Origin of the sequence: Neorhizobium populisoli (genome assembly GCF_019430945.1) — a bacterium.
Lineage (GTDB): Bacteria > Pseudomonadota > Alphaproteobacteria > Rhizobiales > Rhizobiaceae > Neorhizobium > Neorhizobium populisoli.
This window is the reverse complement of sequence record NZ_JAHYCB010000011.1, coordinates 1-25,917: the sequence shown is the minus strand read 5'-3', so window position 1 is coordinate 25,917 and position 25,917 is coordinate 1. Positions and strand designations below refer to the sequence as shown.

Annotated in this window: 23 protein-coding genes and 4 pseudogenes; 14 read left to right on the top strand and 13 right to left on the bottom strand. The window is 59.3% G+C overall.

Annotated features, from left to right (window positions below; genetic code table 11):
- The first annotated feature begins 9 nt into the window (after positions 1–9).
- The 4 genes and pseudogenes from KX729_RS25505 to KX729_RS34285 form a co-directional block, all read left to right on the top strand.
- A complete protein-coding gene (locus KX729_RS25505) occupies positions 10–1,953 on the top strand; it encodes a glycoside hydrolase family 127 protein (RefSeq protein WP_246617853.1) in 1,944 nt (647 codons plus the stop codon).
- Positions 1,950–3,068, top strand: a complete 1,119-nt coding sequence (locus tag KX729_RS25500; protein ID WP_219745308.1) for an ABC transporter ATP-binding protein — start codon at positions 1,950–1,952, stop codon at positions 3,066–3,068. The genes KX729_RS25505 and KX729_RS25500 overlap by 4 nt, the downstream gene beginning before the upstream one ends.
- Positions 3,065–4,105: a 4-hydroxythreonine-4-phosphate dehydrogenase PdxA gene (locus tag KX729_RS25495; protein WP_219745307.1), complete on the top strand. Its 1,041-nt coding sequence runs from the start codon at positions 3,065–3,067 to the stop codon at positions 4,103–4,105. Before KX729_RS25500 ends, KX729_RS25495 begins: the two co-directional genes overlap by 4 nt.
- Before the next feature lie 142 nt (positions 4,106–4,247).
- Positions 4,248–4,421, top strand: a pseudogene (locus tag KX729_RS34285) (SMP-30/gluconolactonase/LRE family protein); the annotation flags it as partial.
- Positions 4,422–5,001: 580 nt separating this feature from the next.
- Here KX729_RS34285 and KX729_RS34280 read toward each other — a convergent pair.
- On the bottom strand, positions 5,002–5,289 hold the full coding sequence (locus KX729_RS34280) for an Lrp/AsnC family transcriptional regulator (RefSeq protein WP_281423267.1): 288 nt from the start codon (positions 5,287–5,289) through the stop codon (positions 5,002–5,004).
- Between the two features lie 560 nt (positions 5,290–5,849).
- Here KX729_RS34280 and KX729_RS25485 point away from each other — a divergent pair.
- Both KX729_RS25485 and KX729_RS25480 read left to right on the top strand, forming a co-directional pair.
- Positions 5,850–7,796 (top strand): methyl-accepting chemotaxis protein, encoded by a 1,947-nt coding sequence (locus KX729_RS25485; RefSeq protein ID WP_219745306.1) that lies wholly within the window; start codon positions 5,850–5,852, stop codon positions 7,794–7,796.
- A gap of 393 nt (positions 7,797–8,189) precedes the next feature.
- On the top strand, positions 8,190–8,327 hold the full coding sequence (locus tag KX729_RS25480) for a hypothetical protein (RefSeq protein WP_219745305.1): 138 nt from the start codon (positions 8,190–8,192) through the stop codon (positions 8,325–8,327).
- A gap of 234 nt (positions 8,328–8,561) precedes the next feature.
- Here the strand turns inward: KX729_RS25480 and KX729_RS25475 are convergent, their stop codons facing one another.
- Both KX729_RS25475 and KX729_RS25470 read right to left on the bottom strand, forming a co-directional pair.
- On the bottom strand, positions 8,562–8,966 hold the full coding sequence (locus KX729_RS25475) for a response regulator (protein WP_219745304.1): 405 nt from the start codon (positions 8,964–8,966) through the stop codon (positions 8,562–8,564).
- A gap of 98 nt (positions 8,967–9,064) precedes the next feature.
- The gene (locus KX729_RS25470) at positions 9,065–9,805 is read right to left on the bottom strand and encodes a Crp/Fnr family transcriptional regulator (protein WP_219745303.1); all 741 of its coding nucleotides are present in this window, start codon (positions 9,803–9,805) and stop codon (positions 9,065–9,067) included.
- A gap of 304 nt (positions 9,806–10,109) precedes the next feature.
- Between KX729_RS25470 and KX729_RS25465 the strand changes: the two genes are divergently transcribed.
- From KX729_RS25465 to KX729_RS25450, 4 genes are all read left to right on the top strand, one after another.
- The gene (locus tag KX729_RS25465; protein WP_219745302.1) at positions 10,110–10,373 is read left to right on the top strand and encodes a DUF6894 family protein; all 264 of its coding nucleotides are present in this window, start codon (positions 10,110–10,112) and stop codon (positions 10,371–10,373) included.
- 251 nt (positions 10,374–10,624) lie between these two features.
- Entirely contained in the window at positions 10,625–11,785 is a 1,161-nt protein-coding gene (nhaA, locus tag KX729_RS25460; RefSeq protein WP_219745301.1) for a Na+/H+ antiporter NhaA, read from the top strand.
- 320 nt (positions 11,786–12,105) lie between these two features.
- The gene (locus KX729_RS25455; RefSeq protein ID WP_219745300.1) at positions 12,106–12,342 is read left to right on the top strand and encodes a hypothetical protein; all 237 of its coding nucleotides are present in this window, start codon (positions 12,106–12,108) and stop codon (positions 12,340–12,342) included.
- Positions 12,343–12,673: 331 nt separating this feature from the next.
- Positions 12,674–13,051, top strand: a complete 378-nt coding sequence (locus tag KX729_RS25450; protein ID WP_219745299.1) for an ArsR/SmtB family transcription factor — start codon at positions 12,674–12,676, stop codon at positions 13,049–13,051.
- A gap of 165 nt (positions 13,052–13,216) precedes the next feature.
- On the opposite strand, the gene KX729_RS25445 is transcribed toward KX729_RS25450, so the two are convergent.
- Both KX729_RS25445 and KX729_RS25440 read right to left on the bottom strand, forming a co-directional pair.
- Positions 13,217–14,182 carry a sensor histidine kinase gene (locus tag KX729_RS25445; protein WP_219745298.1) on the bottom strand — a complete coding sequence of 322 codons (966 nt, stop codon included), beginning with the start codon at positions 14,180–14,182 and terminating at the stop codon, positions 13,217–13,219.
- A 180-nt stretch (positions 14,183–14,362) separates the two neighbouring features.
- Positions 14,363–16,267 (bottom strand): methyl-accepting chemotaxis protein, encoded by a 1,905-nt coding sequence (locus KX729_RS25440; RefSeq protein ID WP_246617851.1) that lies wholly within the window; start codon positions 16,265–16,267, stop codon positions 14,363–14,365.
- Between the two features lie 382 nt (positions 16,268–16,649).
- On the opposite strand from KX729_RS25440, the gene KX729_RS25435 reads away from it, so the two are divergent.
- Positions 16,650–17,168: an ArsR/SmtB family transcription factor gene (locus KX729_RS25435; protein ID WP_246617850.1), complete on the top strand. Its 519-nt coding sequence runs from the start codon at positions 16,650–16,652 to the stop codon at positions 17,166–17,168.
- Between the two features lie 118 nt (positions 17,169–17,286).
- On the opposite strand, the gene KX729_RS25430 is transcribed toward KX729_RS25435, so the two are convergent.
- Together KX729_RS25430 and KX729_RS25425 are read right to left on the bottom strand one after the other, a co-directional pair.
- Entirely contained in the window at positions 17,287–17,700 is a 414-nt protein-coding gene (locus KX729_RS25430) for a hypothetical protein (RefSeq protein ID WP_219745297.1), read from the bottom strand.
- Between the two features lie 244 nt (positions 17,701–17,944).
- Positions 17,945–18,748: a potassium channel family protein gene (locus KX729_RS25425; protein WP_219745296.1), complete on the bottom strand. Its 804-nt coding sequence runs from the start codon at positions 18,746–18,748 to the stop codon at positions 17,945–17,947.
- A gap of 196 nt (positions 18,749–18,944) precedes the next feature.
- On the opposite strand from KX729_RS25425, the gene KX729_RS25420 reads away from it, so the two are divergent.
- Positions 18,945–20,186 carry a cation:proton antiporter gene (locus KX729_RS25420; RefSeq protein WP_219745295.1) on the top strand — a complete coding sequence of 414 codons (1,242 nt, stop codon included), beginning with the start codon at positions 18,945–18,947 and terminating at the stop codon, positions 20,184–20,186.
- A gap of 213 nt (positions 20,187–20,399) precedes the next feature.
- Positions 20,400–21,174 (top strand): annotated as a pseudogene (gene nhaA, locus KX729_RS25415) (Na+/H+ antiporter NhaA); the annotation flags it as partial.
- Positions 21,175–21,281: 107 nt separating this feature from the next.
- On the opposite strand, the gene KX729_RS25410 reads toward nhaA (KX729_RS25415), so the two are convergent.
- The 3 genes and pseudogenes from KX729_RS25410 to KX729_RS34595 form a co-directional block, all read right to left on the bottom strand.
- Entirely contained in the window at positions 21,282–22,535 is a 1,254-nt protein-coding gene (locus KX729_RS25410) for a type II toxin-antitoxin system HipA family toxin (protein WP_219745294.1), read from the bottom strand.
- A 1-nt stretch (position 22,536) separates the two neighbouring features.
- Positions 22,537–22,842, bottom strand: coding sequence for a helix-turn-helix domain-containing protein (locus KX729_RS25405; protein WP_219745293.1), 306 nt, complete (start codon positions 22,840–22,842; stop codon positions 22,537–22,539).
- 264 nt (positions 22,843–23,106) lie between these two features.
- A pseudogene (locus KX729_RS34595) lies at positions 23,107–23,428 on the bottom strand (RHE_PE00001 family protein); the annotation flags it as partial.
- Between KX729_RS34595 and KX729_RS25400 the strand changes: the two are divergent.
- The gene (locus KX729_RS25400) at positions 23,313–23,558 is read left to right on the top strand and encodes a type II toxin-antitoxin system Phd/YefM family antitoxin (RefSeq protein WP_312991949.1); all 246 of its coding nucleotides are present in this window, start codon (positions 23,313–23,315) and stop codon (positions 23,556–23,558) included. The pseudogene KX729_RS34595 and the gene KX729_RS25400 overlap by 116 nt on opposite strands.
- Positions 23,559–23,946: 388 nt before the next feature.
- Here the strand turns inward: KX729_RS25400 and KX729_RS25395 are convergent, their stop codons facing one another.
- The 3 genes and pseudogenes from KX729_RS25395 to KX729_RS25385 form a co-directional block, all read right to left on the bottom strand.
- Entirely contained in the window at positions 23,947–24,165 is a 219-nt protein-coding gene (locus tag KX729_RS25395; protein WP_219745292.1) for a hypothetical protein, read from the bottom strand.
- A gap of 171 nt (positions 24,166–24,336) precedes the next feature.
- A pseudogene (locus KX729_RS25390) lies at positions 24,337–24,545 on the bottom strand (cold-shock protein).
- A gap of 216 nt (positions 24,546–24,761) precedes the next feature.
- The gene (locus KX729_RS25385; RefSeq protein ID WP_219745291.1) at positions 24,762–25,631 is read right to left on the bottom strand and encodes a transglutaminase family protein; all 870 of its coding nucleotides are present in this window, start codon (positions 25,629–25,631) and stop codon (positions 24,762–24,764) included.
- Positions 25,632–25,917 lie beyond the last annotated feature (286 nt).

Below are 25,917 nucleotides of genomic sequence, written 5' to 3'. Positions count from 1 at the left end.
AGACTGATCATGGCATCCCTAGAAAAACCCATCGCACCGGGCTTCCGCCCGCCCGCCGTCCCCGATGTCGACGTCCGTGGCTTCTGGGGCGACCGTATCGACGCCGTCGCCGACAAGACCGTGATGATCCTCTACGAACGCTGCGTCGCGGCAGGCATGTTCGACCAGATCGATCCGGCGAGACCGGTGCCGGATATCCGCATGCCCTTTCACATCCGATCGGATGGCACGCCGGATACAGTCAATGTCCAGATGTTCTGGGATTCCGACGTCGCCAAGGTCATCGAGGCTGCGGCCTATGTTCTCTATCGCAGGGCCAATCCGGACCTTGAAGCGAAGATGGACGCCATCATCGACATGTTCCACGACCTGCAGCAGCCCGATGGCTACCTCAATTCCTGGTTTATCCGCATGAAACCGGGCACGCGCTGGACCAATCTGCGCGACTGCCACGAACTGTATTGCGCCGGCCATCTGATGGAAGCGGCCGTGGCTTATTTCCATGCGACGAAGAAGCGTCGGTTCCTGGATGTCATGTGCCGCTACGCCGATCACATCGACCGGACATTCGGCCCGGGTACCGACCAGAAGCCCGGCTATTGTGGCCACGAGGAGATCGAACTCGCGCTCATCCGGCTTGGCCGGACCACTGGCGAACAGCGATATTTCAACCTCGCGCGTTATTTCGTCGAGCAGCGAGGGCAGCAGCCGCACTATTTCGATGTGGAGGCTGCGGAGCGCGGCGCCGATCCCCGGTATTTCCGGCACAAGACCTACGAATACAACCAGTCTCATCTGCCGGTGCGCCAACAGACGAAGGTCATTGGACACGCGGTGCGCGCGATGTACCTTTATTCCGGCATGGCCGATGTCGCTACCGAATTCGGCGACGACAGCCTGACGGACGCGCTGAAAATCCTCTGGGACGACCTCACCACCAAACAGATGTACGTCACGGGCGGCATCGGCCCGGCGGCGAGCAATGAAGGATTTACCGACTATTACGACCTGCCCAACGAGAGCGCCTATGCGGAAACCTGCGCCTCCGTCGGCCTGATCATGGTGGCGAGCAGGATGCTCGGTCGCGGGCCGGATCGCACCTATGCCGACATCATGGAACAGGCGCTTTACAACGGCGCCCTTTCTGGTCTCGCCACTGACGGCGCGACATTCTTCTACGACAATCCGCTGGAAAGCCGCGGCAAGCACCATCGCTGGACCTGGCACCGCTGCCCCTGCTGCCCGCCCAACATTGCCCGTACGGTCGCCGCCATCGGCAGCTACATGTACGGCGTTTCCGCCGACGAGGCGGCCGTTCATCTCTATGGTGAAAGCACCGCGAGGCTGATGGTCGCCGGCACGCCTGTCACGCTGACGCAAAGCACCAACTACCCGTGGGATGGCCGGATCGCGATCGAAGTCGGTCTCGACACGCCGGCCTCCTTCAAACTGGCGCTGCGCGTGCCCAGCTGGTGCAGGGCTGCATCGTTGTCGATAGACGGCGAATCGCTAGACGCCACGGCGATCGAGGACAAAGGGTATCTTCGGATCGACCGCCAATGGAAGGGCGGCGAGACCATCGTGCTCGATCTGCCCATGCAGACCCGCTTCATTCACGCCAACCCTGCCGTAAAGGCGGATCTCGGCCGGGTCGCCCTGGCACGAGGGCCGATGATCTATTGTGCCGAAGAGGTCGATAATGCATCCGGCCTCAACAGACTGATCGTTGAAGACGATGCTACGGATGCCGTCGCCGGTCGGGCTGAAGGACTCGGTGGCGCTGTAGCCATCGATGTGAAGGCGCGTCGCGAACACTGGGGCGACTGGACCGGCAAGCTCTACGATACGGAAAAGCCGACGCTGGAGGAAACGAGCGTCCGGTTCGTTCCCTATCACCTTTGGGATAACCGCACACCGGGCGAGATGCTTGTCTGGGTTAGGACGCAAAGATGACCGTCACCTCACCCGAAAAGGCCAAGATCGAACTGCGCGATGTCCGCAAGAGCTTCGGCGCCGTGAACATCATTCACGGCCTCGACCTCTCCATCGAAGGCGGTGAATTCGTCGTCTTCGTCGGCCCGTCCGGTTGCGGAAAATCCACCTTGCTGCGGATGATCGCCGGGCTGGAAGACGTGACCTCCGGTGACATCTTCATTGCCGGCCGGGATGTCACGGAACTCGATCCAGCCAAGCGCGGCATCGCCATGGTGTTCCAGTCCTACGCGCTCTATCCGCATATGAGCGTGCGGGAAAACCTGGCGTTCGGGCTCGAAATGGCCAAGACGCCCGCGGAGGAGATCGAGCGGCAGGTGCAGGGCGCCGCCCAGATCCTGAAGATCGGACCGCTGCTGGAGCGCCGCCCCGGGCAGCTTTCCGGCGGTCAGCGCCAGCGCGTGGCGATCGGCCGGGCCATCGTTCGCAAACCGCTGGCGTTTCTCTTCGACGAGCCGTTGAGCAACCTCGACGCAGAACTGCGCGTCAGCATGCGCATCGAGATTGCGCGGCTGCACCGGGAACTTGGCAACACCATGATCTACGTCACGCACGACCAGACCGAGGCGATGACGTTGGCGGACCGGATCGTGGTGTTGCGGGACGGACGCATCGAGCAAGTCGGCACGCCGCGCGAGGTCTACGAGGACCCGAGCAACCTGTTCGTCGCCGGGTTCATCGGATCTCCGAGGATGAACATCGTCGATGCGATCTATGCGGGCGACGGCCGGATCAAGATTGCCGATACGGTCATGGCGCTTGGCCAGAACTTCGCCGGTGTCGCGGCGGGAGACGGCATCAAGCTTGGCATCCGCCCGGAACATCTCAACGTCGCCCAGTCGAGCAGCACCGCATTGCGGGCTAAGGTCGATTTCGCCGAATATCTCGGCAGTACCCGCTATCTCTACTGCTATCTCCCGAGTGGTGAAACCATCACCGTCGAACAACGCGACGGCCGCGACCTGTCGTCCGGCGAAGAAATCTTCCTGCGTTGTGATCCCGAGCGATTGAGACTTTTCTCGACCGGAGGCGACCGGCTGCGTTCCGCCAACACAGCGGGGATGCCGACGGCATGACTTACCAGACAAATAAAGAACTGCGACGTCCCCTCCTCGCGCTTGCCATGGGCGATCCGGCGGGCATCAGCCCTGAGCTTGCCGCGCGGCTAACCGTATCCGAAAGAGTTGCTTCCAAAGCTCGACTTGCGATCATCGGGGACAGGCGGATACTCGAAGAGGGGGCAAAAGTTGCAGGTCTTCCTCTCGATATCGAGACCGTGAACGCCGATGCGATCGGATCTTCCGAAAAACCGGTTCTGATCGACCTCGGCAATCTCGGTGCACAGGACTTGTCCCATGGCGAGGCGACACTCGCCGGAGGGCGCTTTGCGGTGGAAAACTTCATGTTGGCGCTGACACTTGCCAAGCAGGGCAAAGTCGATGGCGTATGTTACACGCCGTTCAACAAGAAGGCGATGCGGCTGGCCCACCCCGGCTACGACGACGAGAGCCGCTTCATCGTGGAACTCTTGCAGCTTCAGCGGCGGGTCAGGGAGTTCAACGTACTGGATACGGTGTGGAATGCCCGCGTGACTTCGCATATCCCGCTGAAGGATGTCGCGGCGAGCCTGTCCATCGATGCGATACGGGACGAGATCGCTCTGACGGCAGACTGCCTGAGACGATCGGGCATCGAGCATCCGCGAATTCTGGTGGCGGCCCTGAACCCGCATGCGGGCGATGGCGGCAGCTTTGGCATGGAGGAAGTCGACATTATCGGACCCGCCATCGAAGCCGCTGCGGCAGACGGTTTTGACGTTTCAGGCCCGCATTCGGCCGATACGGTATTCGTGACCGCCCTTAGAGGCAAGTATCACGCCGTGCTGACCATGTATCACGATCAGGGGCAGATCGCCATGAAGCTGATGGGCTTCGAGAGAGGCGTCACCATGCTGGGAGGCCTCCCCTTCCCGGTTTGCACTCCTGCACATGGCACGGCTTACGATATCGCCGGTAAGGGTTTAGCCAATTCATTGGCTAGTGAGGAAGCTGTGATGCTCGCTGCCAGAATGGTTTCCACAGCAGATAGGCGAGGCGACGAGCATTCAGACTGACGTTATCGTCGAAGACCCACGCATGTGAATCTTTTCGATCCGGATGCCCGCTTGAAAAGCTCTGGACAGGTGCAACCCGGAGCGAAGGGCCGGTCTGGTGGAAAGGCGGCAGCGTCACCCGGAGTGACATTCCAATAACCGCATGCCGCGATTGCATGCGGACACCGGCTGTTCGGTTTTCCGAGAGCCTTCCAACCATGCGAATGGCCATACACTGGACCAGGAGGGCCGGCTCGTATCCTGCGAGCACTCGGGCCGCGAGATCAGCCGGACGGAACCGGATGGTCGAATCGTCACTCTGGTTGACCGATACCAAGGCAAACGGCTGAATTCGCCCAACGACGTGGTCGTCAAGTCCGATGGTACAATCTGGTTTATCGATCCCTTCTACGGCATCCTCTTCGACTACGAGAGAACCAAGGCCGACAGCGAAATAGGCGCCTGCCATGTCGATCGTTTCATCCCAAGACACGCGAACTCACGATCGCGGCGGATGATTTTGAGAAACCGAACGGATTGGCTTTCTCACCCGACGAGAGACGTCGCTACGTTTCAGACCCAGGCTTTTCCTGCCGGAAAAACTGGGCCCCACCACATCCGTGTGTTCGATGTCGTTGGCGGTAACAAGTTCCAAACGGAAGCGTCTTCCCCGAGAGCACTCCGGGCACTTCCGACGGATTTCGTTTACGCCCCGGAGAGACTAAGGCTTGGCAAGATCTTGGTGTCAGAGATCGTAGCCAACTGTACATTCGGCGGGCCTGCCGGAAACCGATTGTTCATCACTGCTTCGACGTCACCTTACGCATTAGAAAACAAGCACTTCAGGTTGAGCTTCAGCAAGTCTTCTAGCCTCGCCTTGAAAGGATGTGAACCTACGACCTGTTGCTTGCGATCTCTCACACACTTTTCGGGCCACAGCCAGGACCGCATCGACGATGGGGTCTGCATGGCAGTCCGACGCCCGCTCCACGCGGAACCTGCAAAAACGGTGAGGGACAGCCCACAGCGGCACGAGAAATAATCGCCTGACAGCTTTCCAGCATGCCCGCCTGTTCGAACAACGTGACCCGGCACGAGCACGGCGAGGGAGACAGCCCGACTTTTTCCGCCAGGCCGATATTCGGGGCGCGGGCGTCCGCCTGAAGCACACGTAGGATCTTCAGGTCAATCGCGTCGAGGCTCATATTGGGATGAATGATCATCAAATTGATGGCGACTTGGCCAGCGTTTTGCTCGGCGCAGTATCAACTTAGACTTGAATCCCGGCTCACTGCAACATAGTCACCCGCTCCAGGGGGATATCGCCTCGGCCCGCTCCTCCATACCGGCGAGCCGATCAAGGCGTCGTTGATCGAGTAGATCTGCAGCTCGGGGGCGAAGTCGGCCAACATCTTGACTACCCGTCCGGACATGTCGCCGTAAAGCGTGTAGTTGCTCAATCGGACTATTCCGCCCTTCCGTTCGAACCGTCCTCGATTGAGGTGCCATGGCACCCCATGTCAATGCCCAAAGCCTTGGCTTCGTTTTATCGGGCGATCACACAGCCATCATTGTTTGACACCACCACCACCACCGGCCGCCCGCGTAGCGCAGGCTGGAAGACACGTCCATGCTTGCATCGGATCATCTTCGCGGCTTTCCGCAAGGACTTCTGTATCCTTGTGAATGATTTCTCACCGTTCCTCGTTTAGCGACTGTGAAGCATGGAAACTTACCATGTAACTCTTTCCCTTGTGAGTTTCCGATGACCAGACCCCGCATCAAAACCGCCCTCATCACCATGTTTGCTGTAATAGGCCTGCTTTTTGGAAGTTTTGCCGTTTTTGCGATTAGTCGGATGGATACCATCAATTCCAGTACAAGCGATATCGCTGGAAACTGGATGCCAAGCCTCGGCCTCGCAAAAGAAGCCGACAACGCGTTTACTGACATGCGTGTCGCTTGGCGCGGCCACCTCATCTCAAGCTCGGCTGAGCGGAAAACGCAGATGGAACGCGATATTGCCGACGGAAAAGTTCGACTTTTCAACGCGCTCGCTGACTATGATAAGATCGCAAACTTTGCGGCTGAGCGAGAGGTTACCAAGAAAATTCGCGCTGACTTTTACGTCTATGAACAGCTCTCCGAGAACCTTAAGCAACTTTCCAATGCGCACGATAATGCAGCCGCTGAGAAGCTGATCTTTGGCGACATGCGCCCGCCTATCCTTGCGATCGACGAAAATCTCGGCAAGCTGGTATCCATCAACCAGAAAGGTGCCGCCGGTTCCTACGAAGCGAGCAAAGCTGCCTACACCGAAGCATTAATCATCGCTTCTCTTCTTGTCGGCTTCACCGGCCTGGTCCTTGCCGGCGCCATCTGGTTTGCCGTGAGCGGAATAGCCAGCCCCGTCCAAGTCATCACCGCCGCCATGAACCGGCTGGCCGGCGGCGACACCGAAAGCCGCATTCCCTATGCGGGCCGCACAGATGAGATCGGCGAAATGGCAGCGGCTGTCGAAGTGTTCAGGACCAGCGCCGTCAACAATATTCGCCTTGAACAGGAAGCGACAGCGCAGCGGAGCGCCAGCGAGGAGCAGCAGCGCGTTCTTGCAGCTGAGGAGAAGAAGCGTGCTGATGCCATGGCCCAGGCAACGCAAGGTCTGGCGGACGGACTAAAGCATCTTTCCGCCGGTAACCTGAGCTTCACGATTAACACGCCTTTTACGCCTGATTTTGAAGGCCTTCGGGAAGACTTCAATGCCGCCTGCCAGCGTCTGTGCGAGACGCTCGCGGAGGTCGCTGGAGCCACCTCTGCGATCGACAGCGGCGCACGTGAAATCAGTAGGAGCGCCGACGATCTGTCCAAGCGGACCGAGCAACAGGCGGCCTCGCTGGAGGAAACCGCCGCTGCGCTTGACGAGATTACCGCAAATGTGGGTAACGCCTCGCAGAGGGTGCAAGAAGCGCGTAATGTCGCCCAACAGGCCAATCAGAGCGCCAGCCATTCCGGGGCAGTCGTAGCTAAAGCGGTCGACGCAATGGAAAAAATCGAGCAATCTTCGGGACAAATCTCTAGCATCATCGGCGTCATCGACGACATTGCGTTTCAGACGAACCTGCTGGCCCTCAATGCAGGTGTTGAGGCTGCACGTGCCGGCGAGGCTGGCAAGGGGTTTGCGGTCGTGGCCCAGGAAGTTCGCGAACTGGCCCAGCGTTCTGCCAAGGCTGCGAAGGAAATCAAGGAACTTATCCAGAACTCATCGGTCGAGGTGCGCAGCGGCGTCGAGCTTGTCAGCGAGACCGGCGAGTCCCTGAAGACCATTCAGTCTTACGTGACGTCGATCAACCATCACATGGAAGCGATCGCCACCTCGGCGCGCGAGCAGTCGACCGGGCTTACCGAAGTGAACACGGCGGTCAACCAGATGGACCAGGTGACCCAGCAGAACGCGGCTATGGTCGAAGAAACCAATGCAGCCGGCGCGACGCTTGCACACGAAGCTGGCCGTTTGCGCGAGTTGGTTGGCCGTTTCGTGCTCGACGACACCGGACGCCGCAACGCTGTGCCGCCGGTCAGGGCGGGCTGGGCTCCCAAGGCCGAACCGCAGCCGGCTCCGTCTCCCGCGCGGGGCATGCTCAACAAGATTTCGCAGGCATTCGCGGGTAAGACTGCAACGGCAGCCGCAACCGACAGCTGGGAAGAGTTCTGATCAGCTGCCTCAATGGCCGGGCGAAGATACCAGTCCCCCAGGTATTCCGCCCGGCCAGCGAGATCTTGCGTCCCGGCGTCAATTTCGCTTGCGTCAGGCGAGCAGGAGCCTTGACAGCTCCAGCAGGCCGAAACCGCCCGCAAGCACCAGTCCGGCGATAAGGATAGCCATTATCAAGGTGTGCCGCTCCATGAGGGGGATTTGACCTAGATCCCTCAGAGGACAATCGGACCAAAGTCCCTGTATCGCGCGCGCAGCAGGGTTTGATCTTATCCCGCTGATCCGTTCCCGCTTCTTTCACGCGATTGTTTTTAATCTCCAGCTCAAAGCCGGTTCCGTTGCGAACGGACTGCCTCTATTGCTGAAAGAACGCCAGTCATAGGAGTCATCATAGTGGAAGCCCCGACAGTCCTTCTTTTAGAGGACGAGTTCCTGATTGCGCTCGAACTTGAAGAAGCGCTGGAAGATGCCGGGTTCCGGGTATTGTCCGCCTCCGCATCGACGATTGTCTTCACCGCCTCACGACAGTGACACCGGATGCCGCCATTCTTGATTTCCGCTGTGGATCCGAGACCAGCCGGCCGGTTGCGGAAATGCTTGCCGATCTGCAGGTCCCATTCGTGGTGTACTCCGGAATTCCCGGTGAAGACGAGCTTGTCAGCCCTGTCTTCACCGACCGTCCTTGGCTGATCAAACCGACCGACAACAAAACGATCATTGAGACGCTGATAAAGCTCCTTCCGGCAACTTATTCGTCGCCCCCGTCTAACCCGCCGGCGGAAGCGACGTCGCGACCTGATTGAGCAACGTTGACACCGCCGTGATCAGCTGGGCCGGCACGAACGGCTTGGGGATCAGGACGCTGTTTGGCACGCCGTGCGCCGACCACTCGGCGGCGCTGTCAGCCGTCATGTAGATTACCGGCATGGTCGGAACCAGTTCGCGCACCCGATGCCCCACGTCCCAGCCGCTTGGGCCTTGGCCGAGCCGGATGTCGGTGATGATGGCGCAAAACCGCCCGGCGTCCTCATTGATAATTGCCAGGGCAGCGGTGCCATTCACGGCTGTTATTACGCCGAACCCGGCCCCGACCAGGGTTTCCTCGGCGTCCAGCATCAGGATCGCGTCGTCTTCGGTCAGCAACAGAAGCTGCTTGGTAATTTCGCGCATTGCAATCCTTTATGAGGCACATAGCCCCAGCCTACAGTTAGTCTCGACCAAGGATCGACATCAGATCGGGGTTCCCCTTACGGGGTTCCCGCATTTCGTCATCTGATCTCGGACAGCTGCGGTTGACTGGTCGGGAGGGGAAAACCCATGATCCGTTCGTATTCCCGTTCTGCGTAGCCGTAAAGGCCGCGACAGATGGCCTGCAGGCCGGCGCGATCGAGGATCTGGAGATCCATGCGCAGGGACCGGATCAGGTACCGCCCCTCAAGCCGGTGGATAGCGTCTGTGACACTGGGCCGGCGAATGCCGAGCATGATCGCCAGAAAATCATGTGAGAGGCGGATATGGTCGTTTCCCACACGGTCCTGGCACATCAGTAGCCAGCGCCCCAGCCGCTGCTCGATGTCGCCTGCGGCATTGGCCGCAGCGGTGCTGGCGATCTGGTCATGGACGGTACGCGCGTAGCGCAGGAAAAAGGCCTTGAGCTTGGCGCTGCTCTCGATCGCGGTGACAAACTGCTTGGTCGTTATACGCGACATGCGCCCGGGGATCTGGATGAAGGTTTCCAAGGCAGAGCGGTCGTCACCGTAAAGGAGCGGCAGGCCTGTCATGCCCTCAAGTCCGGTGACGCCCATTTCCACGGCAAGGCCAGACGAGCCCGCCTGCAAGACAACAGAGGCCACCGCACTTTCCGGAAAATAGACATGCGTGATGGGCTTGCCTGCCTTTTCGATGCTGAAGCGCAGGTCAACATCAATGGGCTCGAAGGGTTCTAAAAGTCGGCGATCCTCTTCACCGAGATGCGCTAGAAGAAGGTTGCGATAGACAATCCCGCTCATGTCACTACCCATAGTTTTCGGGGCGTAAAAGTAGACACCGTCATAAAAAGTTCCAGAGGGAAAACGGACGAAGGATTCCGGCAATCAGGGGGAAACCAGAACCCTCCGTCCAGCCGCGGAGCGACTTGGAGACTGTACGCGCGGACCGGCTTCTTAGATCAGCATATGCTGATTGGGTACCGTACCAGTACGCTACCGCACGAAGCTGAACCTCCGCCTTCTTTTTGACCCAGCGCAAAGCGATGGACTGGGGCCTGTGGCAAGGTCATGCTGGCTCATTGCGGGCCCTGCAAAGCGAGGCCACTTGATCTACCAACTCATTATCGAAGACGACGAGCAGCATGTCGCAGCTGACGATCTCGAACTGATCGACCTGGAGCGCGCAACGTCGGAAGCTCTACTCGGCTTCCGGGAGATCCTTGCCGACCATATCCGCAACGGCAGAGCCTTCACGATCAAGGCCATTCATATCGCCGACCAATTAGGTGGTATCCTTGCCACCGTAACCCTCGGCGAAGCTTTGGCCGGCATACTGGCACTGGATTGCCCCGGCGGGGAACCACTTTGAACAAGTGGCTCAACCCGCCTCACGCCGTCGCCGTCGAGGAAAGGCGCCGCACGTTTGATGCTCTTGTTGAGAAGACATCCCTAATTTAGGCATTGTCGTTATGCGTTCAAGAGCCCGATCCACGACCGGGTTAAGGTGGTCAACGCAGGCCGGATGCGCTAAGTTGGTGCTATCAGGCGTGTGCTGCGTGCGCCTTGGGCTTTCCTAAACCGACGGAGGAATTGTAACCTCTTAGCAAGGATGGCGAAGCCATGACCACATCCTCCCACCGCTCCCAAGGGTTTCTGCGGCGTTTTGCAACGCATGAGGCATCCGGAGGGCTTATTCTCATGGCGGCGGCCGCATTAGCTCTGGTAGTCGCAAATTCGCCGCTCGCAGAGCCGTATCAGCATGTCCTGCATGCTTATATCGGCGGGCTGAGCGTACTGCACTGGATCAACGACGCGCTCATGGCGGTCTTCTTCCTCCTGGTCGGTCTTGAGATCAAACGTGAAATTATCGAAGGGCAACTCGCGACCTGGGAGCGCCGGATCCTTCCCGGTCTTGCCGCGGCAGGTGGTATGCTGGCCCCGGCGGTGATCTATGCAACCGTTAATTCCGGTCATCCCGACACCATGCAAGGCTGGGCCATCCCCGCCGCGACCGATATCGCCTTTGCCCTTGGCGTCCTGTCGCTGCTCGGATCGCGTGTTCCGGCATCTCTGAAGATCTTCCTCGCAGCTCTGGCAATCATCGATGACCTTGGCGCGGTGCTCATTATCGCCGCGTTCTACACGGCCGATCTCAATCTCGTGGCGCTGGGCGGCGCGGCGGCGGTGTTAGCGGGACTAATCGTGCTCAACGTCTCGGGGGTCAGGGGCCTTGCGCCGTATCTTTTCCTCGGGGCGGTCCTTTGGGTGCTGGTGCTGCTATCTGGTATCCATGCCACGCTCGCTGGTGTTCTTCTGGCATTGACCATCCCCCTCGCTATCCGTGAACCTGGTCTGTCACCATTGTTCAGGCTGGAACATGCCATCCAGCCGTGGGTCGCGTTTGCCATCGTCCCGGTGTTCGGTTTTGCCAATGCCGGGGTGTCGTTTGCGGGGTTTTCCTTGCGGGCGCTTCTTGATCCCGTACCCGTCGGCATCGCGGCGGGTCTGTTCCTCGGCAAGCAGGTTGGCGTGTTCGGCATGGTGCTGCTGGCGGTCAAAGCGGGTTGGGCATCCTTGCCGCACGCGGCGTCCTGGCGTCACGTCTATGGTGTGTCGCTGCTCTGCGGGATTGGATTTACAATGAGCCTGTTCATCGGCCTGCTGGCGTTCCCCACTTCGCCCTTGCTTCAGGATGAGGTGAAGCTGGGCGTCCTGATGGGATCGATCCTGTCGGGCGTAGTGGGTGCGGCTGTTCTGGTGAAGGCACCCGCGCGTATCTAAGACGGCAGGTGCAGGGTTTCCCTTCAACCCTGCCTGACCGGCGAGGTCTGGGGGTAGCAAGGGCAACGGTCTCAGGCGGCGGGCGCACAAGTGCAGCGCGGAGCCTCGAGAACCGCCCCTTGCCCGCGCGAGGGGCAACGCCCCTGGGTTTAGCGACTGCAGCCGTGTCCGTTGACAGTTATCGTTCTCGCGACGCTTAATGTTACCAATCTCTCATATACTAAAGTTTGCAACCGCTTCGCAAAGCCGAAGCTGTTAAGATCCAACACCATGATTTGTTTTGCGTCTTAAGCTGTGAGTCTTACTCAGAGGGAGCAAGCATGAACCGCAACAGCGTCGAGATAATCGTGCGCAATGGCCGTTGGATCGTCCGGATCGTCGAACGTGGCGAGCTTTATGAAGAGGACTTCGGGATCGAAGAGGGCGCGCGCGCCTGGGCGTCCGGACAGATATTGCGCCTCAAGATGAAGGCTGCGCCGGGAGACGAAGTGGCTTATCCGGGTTTGGAAAGCCTTTTCAGGCGAAATACTGAGACCTGTCAGGCTGATCCTGCTTGAGCTGCGATCGACGTCCCGGTCCCAAGGTACGCTATCGTACCAGTGGCATTGGCGACGCCTTTGTTTGACTTGGCTCAAACGCCAGAAACGCAGGTTGCGTATGCTACGATATCTGGAGGAGCGCCCATGCAAGTTCAGAGCTATGAGAAAGATCACGACGGCATGAGCTATCGGCTGATGGTGCGTACGCCCCTTCAGGGTCGCACGATCATCCGTTTCCAGATCGCGCGCCTGGCGCGAGGGCGGAGCAGCTGGTGGACGATCCCACGTCGTGCAAAGCTCTGCATAAGCAGATGGAAACGCTGTTTCTCAGCGAACTCCACACCTATCGATGAAAGACATTTCCAAAGTCCGCGGCTCGGCCGATGAAATCGGTTCGGCCCGCACTGAACCCGGGTTCGACATCACCAGAGCGGCACGCCTGCTTCAGGCCCTGAGCAACCCGGCACGGTTTCGGATCGTCACCCTGCTCATGCAGCAGGGTCACGATGTCGGCACAATAGCAGCCACTGTTGGGCTCGGCCAGGCAACGACCTCTCAGCACCTCAAGATCCTGAGGAACTGCGGAGTGGTCAGGACGAAGCGCGATGCGCAACGGGCTCTGTATGACCTGTTGGATCCGGGAGCCGCACGGATTGTCGAAACAGTGGCGACTGTTCTGGGTGCGATGTCTCAGACTCCGGCAATTCTGGGAACGCAGCCCGAATAAGGAAAGCGCCCGCGGCAAGCTGTACCAGGATTGCGGCCCAAAACCATATTTCCAGTGAGAGAACCTCCGATCAGCGGCATCCAAACCAGGCGGTAGGTGTCCCGTTCCGCGGGCGGGATCGTAAATGGATCAACCGGTTAACTTAAAATGAAAGCTGGTTGTGGTTCAACCGCCTGGTCCAGACGACCTGAACCGGAGATAGGCGCTGACCCCTTCCGGCGCGTAGATGATCTCCGCACGCCCCAGATCCGGAGGCAGAGCAGCCGGAATGAGCTTGCTGCCGAAACCCTGGCGCGTCGGCGCCAGCACAAGCGGTCCGCCTGTTTCGCGCCACGTCAGTTCGGTCACTCCTTGCGAAGCTTCCCACGCTATCGCCACGCGGCCTTCCGGGACAGACAGCGCACCATGCTTGGCGGCATTGGTCGCCAGTTCATGGATGATCAGGCCAATACGCGGGCCAAGGTTTTCGTCCAGTTCAAGAGGCGGGCCGTAGAGATCGACGCGGTCGCAGCCATAAGCGGCAAGCAGGTCTGTCAGAAGCGCGCGAAGATCGGTCGGCGCCCGACCGGCGCCTCCCGAAGAAATACGGTGCGACTTCGAGAGCGCCATCAGCCGGCTCTCAAACAGCGGTAAAACAGTCGACGGATCTGTTGACGTCCGTAGGCTAAGCTGCGCGATTGACTGCACCAGCTGAAGCACGTTGGCCACCCGATGGCGCATTTCCCGCGCCATTACCTCGGCCTGCTCCTCGGATGCCCTAAGGCGCACCAGGGCACGCTGAAGGGCGTGGATAACGCCTGTCATCAATGCTCCTGATAACAAGAACATTGACACCGCTACGATTAAACCCGGCAGATTGTTAGTCGCGGTCATCCCCGCAAGAGCCAATCCCGCAGCCCCTATGAGCACTACCGCGCCTGCAGCCGCGCCGCCCCATACGCTCGCAATGACGATGAGTGGAAAAAAGGTCAGGAATGGCGCGCCGGTGACCCAGTTCGACAGGAGAAGGCGTATGCCGTAGCCCACGGCAAGACATCCCAGACCCAAAGCCAGGCTGTACGGCAAACTGGGTGGCCGGTTCGGCAAAAGCCGTGACCACAATGGTTCATCAGGCGTTGGAATGTCTGACATGACGGTCCATTCCTCCGCAGCCCCGTAATAGAGATAGCAGCGTTCGCCCAAAAGAAAACAGAAAAATGCCACTCTGATGCCACTATTGAGGCCCCTTGCAACGCGTCGTTTATGGTGAATCTTTATGCCTCGTCGAGCAGCTCGAAAAATCGGGCGGGAAAGTTTCCCGCCCGTGCAGGTTCAAAATTCCGACCACTCTTCTTTCACAGCCAGATTACCCTGGTGGGACGGCAGCCTCCTTGGTTGTTGTGCCGCTGCCATACGGCGAGCGACCTGTCGAAGGCTGTCGTTGTTGCCGGGCAGGGCGAACCGGCCGACCAGTTCACGCAGCCGGACTGCGTCGCTGGCAAGGGTAGCTCCCGCAGCGCTCGTTTCCTCAACCATGGCGGCGTTCTGCTGTGTCACCTGGTCCATCTGGTTCACGGCGGTATTGACCTCACCCAAAGCCACCGCCTGCTCCCGCGACGAGGTGGCGATCGCCTCCATGTGCTGGTTCATGGTGGCGATGAACTGCCCGATCGTCTGGAGCGCAGTACCCGTCTCGCGCACCAGTTCAACACCGCTGCCCACCTCTTCGGAGGACTGACGGATCAGTTCACGGATCTCCTTGGCGGCCTTGGCCGAGCGCTGCGCCAGTTCGCGGACCTCCTGAGCGACCACGGCGAATCCCTTACCGGCCTCTCCTGCGCGCGCAGCTTCGACACCTGCATTAAGGGCGAGCAGGTTGGTCTGGAAGGCAATCTCGTCGATCACGCTGATAATACTGGCGATCTGGCTGGAAGACTCCTCGATCCTTTCCATCGCCTGAACCGCGTTGGCGACAACTTCGCCGGACGACTTGGCGCTTTTGTTGGCTTCAGCGGCCACACCACGGGCCTCGTTGACGCGCTGCGAGGAGTTCGCGACGTTGGCGGTAATCTGATCTAGCGCAGCGGCGGTTTCTTCCAGCGAAGCTGCCTGGCTTTCAGTGCGCCGGGAGAGGTCACCCGCCGCGCGGCTGATTTCCTGGCTGCCGCTGTCGATCGACGCGGTGGTCGACGCGACCGCTCCCAGTGCTTCGGAAAGCTGCTTCACTGCGCCATTGAGATCATGACGCAAGGCTTCGAAGTCAGGGGCAAACGGCTCATCGAGTTGGAATGACAGGTCGCCGGCTGCGATCTTCCTGAGCCCGGCCGCAAGACCGGCAGTCGCCTCGTTGAGACGTGCCTGGGCTGCCGCTTCGGCGGCTTCGGTCAGGCGGATCCGTTCGCGTTCGGCACGTTCGCGGGAAGCGACGGCCTCCTGCTCAAGCTCATGGTTGCGGATCGCGGCCTCGCGAAAGGTCGCGACGGCCCCTGCCATCTCGCCGATTTCGTCGCGGCGGCGCAGGTGGGGAATGTCACTGGCGCGATCGCCTTCTGACAGACGCAGCATGGCGTCCCGGATTGAGCGAACGGGACGAACCACGCCGGTATGCACGATCGCCAGGGCGATCAGGGCGACGAGCAGTACCAGAATTCCGCCTCCGACAGTCATCAGGCTGGCTGTATCTGCGGCTTCGTCAGCCGCTGCACGTCGATCCTTGAGAAGCGCCCGCTCATCGGCGACCATTTCAGCCACCTTGGCGCGGATGCCGTCCATAGCGGCTTTCCCCACGCCAGAGTTCTCGATGCTGCGCGCTTGCTCCCGGGTCGCCGGATTGCGCATCAGGGGGAGTTCGGTTTCGACGACCTTTTGGCTCCACTGCCGGGCAAGGCTTTCCACTTCGTCTAGGCGCCGCTGCTGCGCTGAGTTATCGACGGTCAGGCTGCGAACGCGGTCCAGGCTTTCGCGGAACCGCGAAGCTCCCTTCTTCTGGGGCTCCAGAAAGGCTTCATCGCCTGAGAGCAGAAAGCCGCGGACACCGGTTTCCTGGTCGACCATGGAGGCGGCAACGCTGTTGAGGGAGGTGATGACAGAATAGGTGTGCTCGGTCATCTCGCTGGCAGCTTCCTGGCGGCTCAGGCCGTTATAGCTGGAAACACCGGCTGCGGTGCTGATCAGGATGACGGCGGCGGAAGAAATAGCAATCTTGGGAAGGATTTTGATGTCGGAAAGACGGGGCATCGCTGGCTCTCTATCACGTGGGAGAACGTTCAGTTGACGCCGCGCATTTCAGGGACGCTGATTTAATAAGATCTAAAGAAAATAGCAACTTAGCCCGGATGATCGCGTATTATTTTTTTCGAGATCCGGTGATCCGGTCGAGGCGGATTACGTAGGCAGGCTATAGCAGTGCGGTGTGGATCAGCCATAGGCCTGCAATTACCTCGACCAGAACGGCAAGCCAGTACCCGATTTCCATTGAGCTCTCTCCCGACATTTTCCAGACGGCGAATGCTGAAAATCCAAAAACCTAAAAATCTCGTTATCTCGGGTCACGGGTCTCGTTGATTTTGCTCAATGCGTCCGGCCGGGCCTTGGACCAGGAAGGGTAAGGGGGGACTCTATGCACTTCTATGAAAAACGACACGAGGGTCTGATCTACCGGGTCACCATTCCCGCGACGGCGGATGAACCCTTCATATTCCATGTCAGGCCTTCCGGAGCTGTCGAGTGGCAAAGGGTCCCTAAAGGAGCGAACTCGGTTCGCAGGCTGATGGGAACCCTCTTTGCCGAGCAGCTGTCCCTTTATTCCCGCAGAAGAAAAAGCCAACCGGCCTCTGAGCGCCGACCCGCGTGCCCCGGTCCTAAGAGCCTCGATCCTGAGAAAGCGGTGGAACTGCTCGCGGCGGCGGCTAACCCGAAGCGTTACTTAATGATCCTACTGATGATGGACCAGGAGCGGGATGTCGGCACCTTGGCTACGATTGCCGGGATCAGCTCCAGTCTCGCATCGAGTTATCTCCGACAGCTCCGCATTGCGGGGATCGTGGTGCCGCGCCGGGAAGGCCAGACCAAATATTATCGCCTAGCCAGTGCCGAGATGCGGCGCCTTATTGAATGCCTCCGGCAGCTACCTCTGTGAAGTTATCCGCGTGATCGGAATGGATGAGCGGGACATGTGAGCCATGGCGGCGTGATCCGCTCCTGTACGGAACACAGTGGTCCCGTTCCAGCGCGAGGGGAGACGTTCATTCTGCCATTTAAACCGACTGCACGCGATGGCTATCGTCGCATCGTGCTTCCGAGCAGAAGCCGAGCCTATGCGTCGCCAGCATGCGGCTGAACCGGTTCAGCGGTCCAAGCGACGGTAACGGCAGGAGCGGATAGGGAGTACAGCCGGGTAATGGCGACACCAGGACATGAGGTAGCCCCAGAACATCGGCCATATATCGGGCCAGGAAGGATTTTGTATGGTTGACGAGGATGCTCGGGAAAAAAATTAAGCGCCTCAGACTCAGCATCGAAAGCTGACGCATCAGTGGCGTGACCTTCCCCAGCAATTTGAAGCCTGCGGGAGAAGCCAGCTCCGGAAATAGCTGCTTTTGCCCTTTGGCCTCAAAAAGAGCGAAGAACTCTCCGGGTGACGGTGCAAAGGGGATGTTTCGGTCACGCACCAAGGCCTCGAACTGCAGCGGCTCGGCAAGTTATACCTCGTCTCCTCGCACCTGAAGGCGAAGCGGGAGGGCCACGTAGGGCGGCACATCCCCTCGGTCCCCAGGGTCTGGTTTGAAACACGCACTATCGAGCACTCCCTGGTCATCCGACCTCCCTGCGCCACGTATTTCGCTTACGTTTGCTCAAAGGCCCAGTCCAACGCTGCGCCACGCTAGCCTTCCTCTTCGGTGACTTGGCCACCTATCAGATACCTTCGTCCGGGATGTTGAGGAGGTTGCCACAGGCTTTACAATGGACAGCGTCGGCATCGTGGCGCTGCAGGCCACATTGGTGGCAAGAATATGATACCTTGTAGGGCCGCACGACTGCCTGCGCGAGCCGGACAAACAGCGAGATGCCGACGATCATCGTGACTACTGACGTAAGCTTGCCGAGGGGGCCGGGGAGCGTGATGTCGCCAAAACCGGTGGTCGTGATCGTCGCCACAGTAAAATACAGCGCATCGACAAATCCTTCGCCGCCCTCTTGGCGGTAGAAGAAGGTGGTGTAGACAAACCCCGTCACCATAAAGAGGAATACCAGAAAGTTCAGAACAGCGCGGACCACGTCCTGAAAATGCCCAAAACCTGCGCGCCTCAGCCCCTCGTAGAGTAAGGGGCTTTTGCCGATCGCCCAGATCCGCATGACCCTCAGGAAGGCGAAATTAAATAAGTGATTGGGTAAAAGCAGAGTTCCAAGGATGACGATGTCGATCCACGTCATCGGCCGTTTCGCCCAGTCTTTCAGAGACGGCGCACTGATGGCGCGCGCCACCAGCTCGACGGTCATCCATGCGGCAATCAGATAGTCGATGATGATATAGGACGGCCCTGCACGAAGGTATGGCCCAAGAATAAAGAACGCCAGGATCAGCAGATCGATGAAAGCGAAAAATGCCTGCCAGCGCAGTGCCCATGTATCCCGACTGCTCTCCAGCCGTTGAAGGCTCTGCCGGACTGAAGCAGCAGGGATTTTGAGTGGGCGCGTCCGCGGCTCGTCAACATTCATTAACGCGAGATAGGCGGTGATAGGTTTGAGTCAAGCAAAAGCCGCGTGGTTCGGTGCAAACCAAATAATAGAAGATATCTATGACACCGCTGAAACGTTTACGACCTCCGCCAGTTAAGGATCGATGGGGAGAGAAAAGCAGCACCTGACCCCGGCGCAAACCTGTGTTGCGGCTGCCACGTCAGGAAAGTTCTAAATGGATAACTATGTGATCGTTCTCACGCTGCTCGGAGTCGTGATCCTGCTGACGGCGTGGCTGCCGATGGTCCTGAGGACCCTTCCACTATCACTGCCCATCTTTTGTATCATGCTCGGTATTCTGCTCTCCTGGTCGACACTGTCGCAGGTGGCCATCAACCCCCTGGACAACCTTAACCTGACCGAACGGCTGACGGAGATCGTCGTCATCGTCGCACTCATGGGCGCAGGGCTCAAGCTCGACCGGCCCTTAGGCTGGAAGCGGTGGCGCGCCACCTGGCGGCTTCTCGCAATCGCGATGCCGGTCACCATCCTTGCCATCGCTGTCACCGGTTGGCTCCTGCTGGCACTGCCGCTGGCGTCAGCCCTGCTGCTCGGCGCCGTGCTGGCGCCCACCGATCCGGTGCTTGCCAGTGATGTGCAAGTCGGGCCACCCGGTTCTGGAGATAAGGATGAAGCCAGATTTGCCCTGACCTCAGAAGCGGGGTTGAACGACGGCCTCAGCTTTCCATTCGTGTACCTGGCGATCGCGCTGGTTCCGATGCAGACTTTCGACGCGAACGTGCTTTGGCATTGGCTGGCGGTCGATGTCGTCTGGCGCTTGGCGGCGGGAGTGGCAATCGGATGGATAGCCGGGCGCATCCTGGGGTTCCTGACCTTCAGACTCCCGAAAAACGCCCGCCTGGCCCGGACCGGCGACGGGCTTGTCGCACTAGGGATTACCTTGCTCTCATACGGCGCCACAGAACTTGCCCACGGCTACGGCTTTGTCGCTGTATTTGTTTCGGCGGTCACACTGCGCTCCACCGAACGGCAACATGATTTCCATGAGAACCTGCACAGCTTCACCGAGCAGATCGAGCGCCTCTTGATGATGGTGTTGATGGTCTTCTTCGGGATGATCATAGGGGAGGGTACGCTGCTGCGCGCCATGACCATCCCGATTATCTCCACGGCCTTGATAGTGCTTTTTGTCCTGCGCCCAGTAATCGGATGGCTGAGCTTAGGTGGGCTCCGGATGTCGGTTGCGGAGCGGGGTGTAATCGGTTTCTTCGGTATCCGGGGGCTTGGCTCCTTCTATTACTTGGCTTTCGCGACCGGCCTCGCCAGCTTCGGCACTGAAGAGACTTTGTGGGCAACGGTGTTTCTGATTGTCCTGATTTCGATCGTAATCCACGGCATCACCGTGACGCCGATCATGCGCCGCCTCGACCAAGCCCAGGGCCGTCCGGTTGAGTAACGGGCACGTGAGTTTCTAAAAGGTGGTCAATGACGCCTGATTCCCTAGCTTGCATCGTCGGGCGTGTGCTGCGTGCGCCTTGGGTCTCCCCTTAACCGACGGAGAAAATGTAACCTCTGACAAAGGACGGCGAAGCCATGACGCACCGCACCACTCTCCACCCACCTCCCCGAATTCAGGAGGGTTTCTCCGTCGTTTCGTCACCCATGAGGCGCCGGCGGGTTGATCCTGATGGCGGCCGCCGCGCTGGCGCTCGTCGTTGCTAACTCGCCGCTCGGCCAGTCTTATCAGGAGGCGCTAAACACCTATGTGGCTGGCGTGAACGTGCTGCACTGGATCAACGACGCGTTGATGGCGGTGTCTTCTTGCTGGTCGGGCTTGAGATCAAGCGTGAAGTCGTCGATGGCCAACTCGCCACTTGGCCAAACCGCATCCTGCCTGGCCTGGCCGCGGCGGGCGGCATCTCGCCCCGGCTCTCATCTATGCCGTGAACGCCGGCGAGCCGGAAACGCTGCGCGGCTGGGCGATACCGGCGGCCACCGACATCGCATTCGCGCTCGGCGTCCTCTCGCTGCTCGGTTCACACGTGCCGACCTCAAGATCTTTCTGGCAGCTCTGCGATTATCGACGACCTCGGCGCCGTGGTTATTATCGCCCTGTTTTATACGGCCGACCTGAACGTGATGGCGCTCGGCGGAGCAGCGCTGATAACAGTGGTACTCGTGGCCCTCAACCCACTTCGACGTGAGCGCCTGGCGCCGTATTCCGCGCTAGGCCTGGGGCTGTGGGTGCTGGTCTTCCTCTCGGGGATCCATACGACATTGGCGGGCGTGGTCCTGCCCTGACCGTCCCACTGGCAATACGGCAACCCGGCCTGTCGCCGCTGTTCAAGCTGGAGCAAGCGATCCAGCCGTGGGTCGCGTTTGCCATCGTGCCCATCTTCGGGTTTGACAATGCTGGCATGTCGTTCGCGGGGTTCTCGCTCGGCGCCGTCGCTTAGAATCGTCGACGATGCCCTTTGGCAACGGGTGAAGATGCGTCAGGAGAACTGGCGAGCCAGCTAGGACAGTGCGGCTACAGCTCGGCCGTAGGGCGTCACTCCGCACACGTGCCAAGGATAGGCATCATCAACCTTACATGGGTATCGATACGCTCGAGAACCTTCGCCGGGACGACATTACGTCCCGGCAGCGACCACCAGAGATCATTCACGCGTTCGACTGTATCGACCACCGCTTTGAGCACAGCCGCTTCCGGAAGCCGTGCACGATTGGCGAAGGCTTTCCACCGCTGCACGTTCAGCGCCTTGAAGGGCCGCTCGCCCGCGAGCGACAAAGCCATGGCATCCGCAGGGATGTATGGGACCGTCGAGAGAACGTCATAAACGGGCGCGAGATGCGGTTTGTCACCTGCCCCGCGATAGATCAAGGACCAGTTCTTGAGGTGCATGTCGCCATTGCCGGTGATAGCTGCCAGCGCCAGTCGGCGGACGAACTCAAGAGCAGCGGTCGGCGAGACGGCAACGTTCAACGCTGCGGCGATATCGTGATAGGCACCCCCTTCGTATTTCCGCGACGGGTAGATGCCGAACACCTGCGCGAAATCCTCGATGTGGATCCGCTCGCCGTCTGCGCCGCGATCGAAGCGTTTGACGAGCAAGACTTTTCCATCCGACAGAGTCTCGAACTCCTTTGGGATTCCTTCGAACTCGGACTGTTCGACAAGCTCCCGCTCCGGCACTTCCATGCCGATCGCTTCCGCCAATGCAAGGTTGGCATATTGGTTTTCCGAAACGCCGGGAATTGAGGTCGATGGAAACTTGGCGATATAGGATCCCTGATCGTCGCCAAGCGGTAGGGTCAGGCCACCGCCCTTGCCCGTATTCTTGATGACCGAAAGCTTCATCTGAACGCCAGCGAGCGAAAACCGTGCTTTCGGCTTATGGGCTGTCAGATTGTCGAGACGAGCAACCGCTCCCTCACCCGGGATGACGCGGACGGCGCCAGGCAGATCCGACCCGAGCGCGACGAGCAGGTCGAAATCGTTTCCCGCGCGAACACTCCCCACATGATGTTTTTCCATCGCCTCGCGCAGCTTGTCTTCCGGGAGCAGATTAGCAAAGAACGCCGGCAGCGCACGGGCAACGGGTTTCGGATCTCTACGCAAGCCGCCGGTGGCAGCGCGAAAGGACAGGCTGAGCACCGAAAAGCCGCCGGTTGAGCGATAACTGTCCTCGAAGCTGAAAGCGTTGAAATCGCCGGGCGTTCTGACGATCGTGCCGATCTTCTTATCGTTCAGCAGCACGTCGAGCGACGAGATGGATCTCGGATCGGAGGAAGCCTCAGACATTCTAATCCCCGTCCGGATGCGCCATGAATGCCGGGAGATCGTCAATATCGTCATTCGGCCGCAGCAGCGCACCGACGGCCGGAACCATAGCCTGCGGTATGAGCATCAATTCAAGCCCAAGAGCGCGGCCAATGTTGATCAGGGTTGTCGTGCGTGCGGAACTGCTTCCGGCTTCTATCTCGCGATAGCGGGGACGCGATATGCCTGCCATGTCGGCAATCTGTTCTTGGGTCAATTGCCGAGCTTTGCGAGTAGCCTTCAGCAATCGCCCGATTTCCAGCAAGGATTCTGACTCTGATCGTGCCATCCTACCCATCCCACCATTCTTCGTGGAGCAGGGAAAGCTATCTCAGACATTCTGAGTTCGGTCAACACGAAAGAAACTAATACGGATCATTATTACTGAATTGATCCGTTTATATATCATTCAAGCTGTGTCCTGGATGGGAGTGCCATAGCCAGGACGCGGTGGCCTCCGCCGGGTGGCCAATTTCTCCCTCCCCTCCCCTGGGCATAGCGATCTTGCCATCCGCACCGCCGTTATCATCGTGATCACCAAAAGAGGCTGCACGCCCCGTGTGCCGGAGAGGCCGTCGGGGCTGAGGGCCCAGGCCGGCGGCTGGCTGGTGACGCGGCGGCGGCTGCGCAGCACGTCGCGGCGATGGTCAGTTCATGGGTCGGGGCGCGGACGTCGGCGCCGGCATCGTGGAGGACAGGTCCCCGAGATGGATGAGCTCGCCGTCGAGCCACAGCGACGCGCAGGCGTCGGCGAGGCTCATGCCGATGACCACCACCGTGCAAATCTCCGAAGCCAAGACGCATCTTTCCGACCTGCTCGTTCGGGCAGAAGGAGGCGAGGATATCGTGATCGCCCGCGGCAACAATCCGATCATCCGACTGGCCCGTGTGGTCAAGGAGAACGATATGCAGTTGTTGCTTGCCGAAGTCCGTACCGCGCGGCAAAAAGCGGTCACCTCCACTCATGACGAGATCCTGTCCTGGCGTGACGAAGGGCGCCGCTGATGTCCTTTGTCATCGATGACTCCATGGTCGCGGCTTGGGTGCTGCCGGGAGGAATATTCCGATGCTGCTGAAACCGTCATCGGCACCATCGAAGCCCCTAGAGTGCCGTCTCCGCCATGGTCCCCTCCCGCTTCGGGCATTAGATCCAGCGTCGCATAGCCCGCTCTTTTAAGAAGCCTACGCAGAAGAGACTGCTTTATTTCGGTTAGGTTCACCACAGCCAGCCCTCCGTGATCATGAAAAGGACGATGACGAAACTCGTCACGGCAACCGCTCCTGGAGCGCGTTAATATAGCTCGGCGAAAAATTCTATTGGTGGGAGGAATACCCTCTCCTTCCCTAAATACGTCATCCGACCAACCGAGATGATCCCGCTGGTAGCCCCAAATCAAGCGGCTGCGGATGCTGTCTTTCGACGCCCAGTCTGGCGGACCGGGTCTGGCATAATCGGCTTTGCTTCGCGCAATTGGCGCAGGCGCGCGGTTTTGCGGATACGCTCCGCCGCTTCCGTTTCAATGATCTGCCGCGCGACTTCGCTAGTGGTCGCGGCCTTGTCTCGGGCGGAAATCTTCTCTGGCTTGAAAAACTCATGCTTCGTCACGGTCATGATAAACTTCTTTCGGTCTGTAGCTCGGGCGCATCCGAGAAATCGAAGGTTGGATCGAAGCCGGAAACACGGCCGGTCCGAAAACAAAAAGGGCCGGGCACTAACCCGACCTCTCACAGCCACTCGGCTCTGCTGCTAGTACATCCGTGGTCAGCGGGGCTAATGAAAAACTCAAGCTGCCTGAAGATTTTCGGCCGAGCTTTCGCCGGACTTGCGGTCCTGAACAACCTCGTAGGAGATCTTCTGGCCATCCGAGAGCAAACGCATTCCGGCGAGCTCGACGGCAGACCGTGGACAAAAACGTCCGTGCTACCGTTGTCTGGTTCGATAAAGCCAAAGCCCTTGGTGGAGTTGAACCATTTTACAGTGCCATTATTCATGACGGTTTCCTTTCAGAGCAATCGTTGGTTCCCGCGATACCTTGCGGGATGAGATCGATGACTTGAGAGGAAATCCGACGGGAGCTAAGCTACGGACCAACATCACAAGCAATGGCCGATAAGGAGAATATGGGTAAAATTTCTGATTTTACAAAGACCGCCGGTTTAAAATCCCATCCACAAAGGATCCCGGCGTTTCTGCCTGTGCTTGCGTCATCAACCAATGAAGGCAATATCCACGGCGACATCCAGCGACACGAACGCGTCCGCAGCACCGATAAACGTTCCCGACACGGGCACGAGCTGGGTAATGTTGCGTGCGGCAGCAACGGGGATCAGGTTTGCGCTTCCCATGCTCCGGTTCGTCGGATCGAACGCGATCCATCCTGCTCCTGGTAGGAACACCTCAACCCATGCATGGGTTGATCCGCCTGACGACGAACCGATGAGCGTGCGCGCCGGGTCGTAGAGATATCCAGAAACGATCCGCGCCCCGAGCCCAAGAACCCGGACAGTTTCGGCAAGGAGTGTCGCAAGATCCCGGCAGCTCCCGGACCTTAGACGAAGGGTCTCCAGCGGAGGCTGTGTTCCTTCCATATCTCGCACCTGGTAGGAGACGCCGTTCGAAACACCGGCACTGAGATCCTTCAACAGCGACAGCGTGTCGGTCGAATTCCCCATGACGAAGCCCCTGACCCACTGCTGCAACTCGCCGGAAGCATCGGGATACTGAACATCCCTGAGAGAGCCAAGATCCTTCCAATCCTGATCGTCGTAGCGGAATGGGTAGGTTATGCCCGACGCAGCGATGTCGAACACCGGCCAGGCTTGCGATTTCAGGTCGACGTTGGCATGGCTTATGATCTCCAGCTGCTGCGTCGGCTCCGAGAACGTCAGGGTCGCAATTGCGTTTCCAAACACATCCGTAGTCCACGCGACTCTGCTTTCCGGTGAGACCGTGATCTGGTGATGTTGCAGCAGGAGATCCGGCCCTTCGCGCGGTCGTAGCAATAGCCGATAAGGCGACAGTTGAACGGGACATCGGTAGCGGTAGGTCGTCCGGTGGTTTACGGAAAGCTTTGTCATTTCCCCTCCTCGCGCAGAACAAACTCAGCGCGCATGTGTCCTAATACTGCGAAACCAAGGCAAATTCCCGCCGCTGCGTGGCTGACGGTCCGCCGGAACCAGAATTAGTGCCGTATGGCAATTGAAGGGGCCGCTCGGCAGGCGGCCAAGAACACGCTTATCTCATAAGCCCTGCGGATCGCAGCGCACTCTCGATGACGTCCTGGACATAGTTCGTGACCTCCTGGCGATCATCGCCTTGTCTTTCGTTGGAGGTCGCGGTGCTAGCATCGGGTCTGGCGCGACG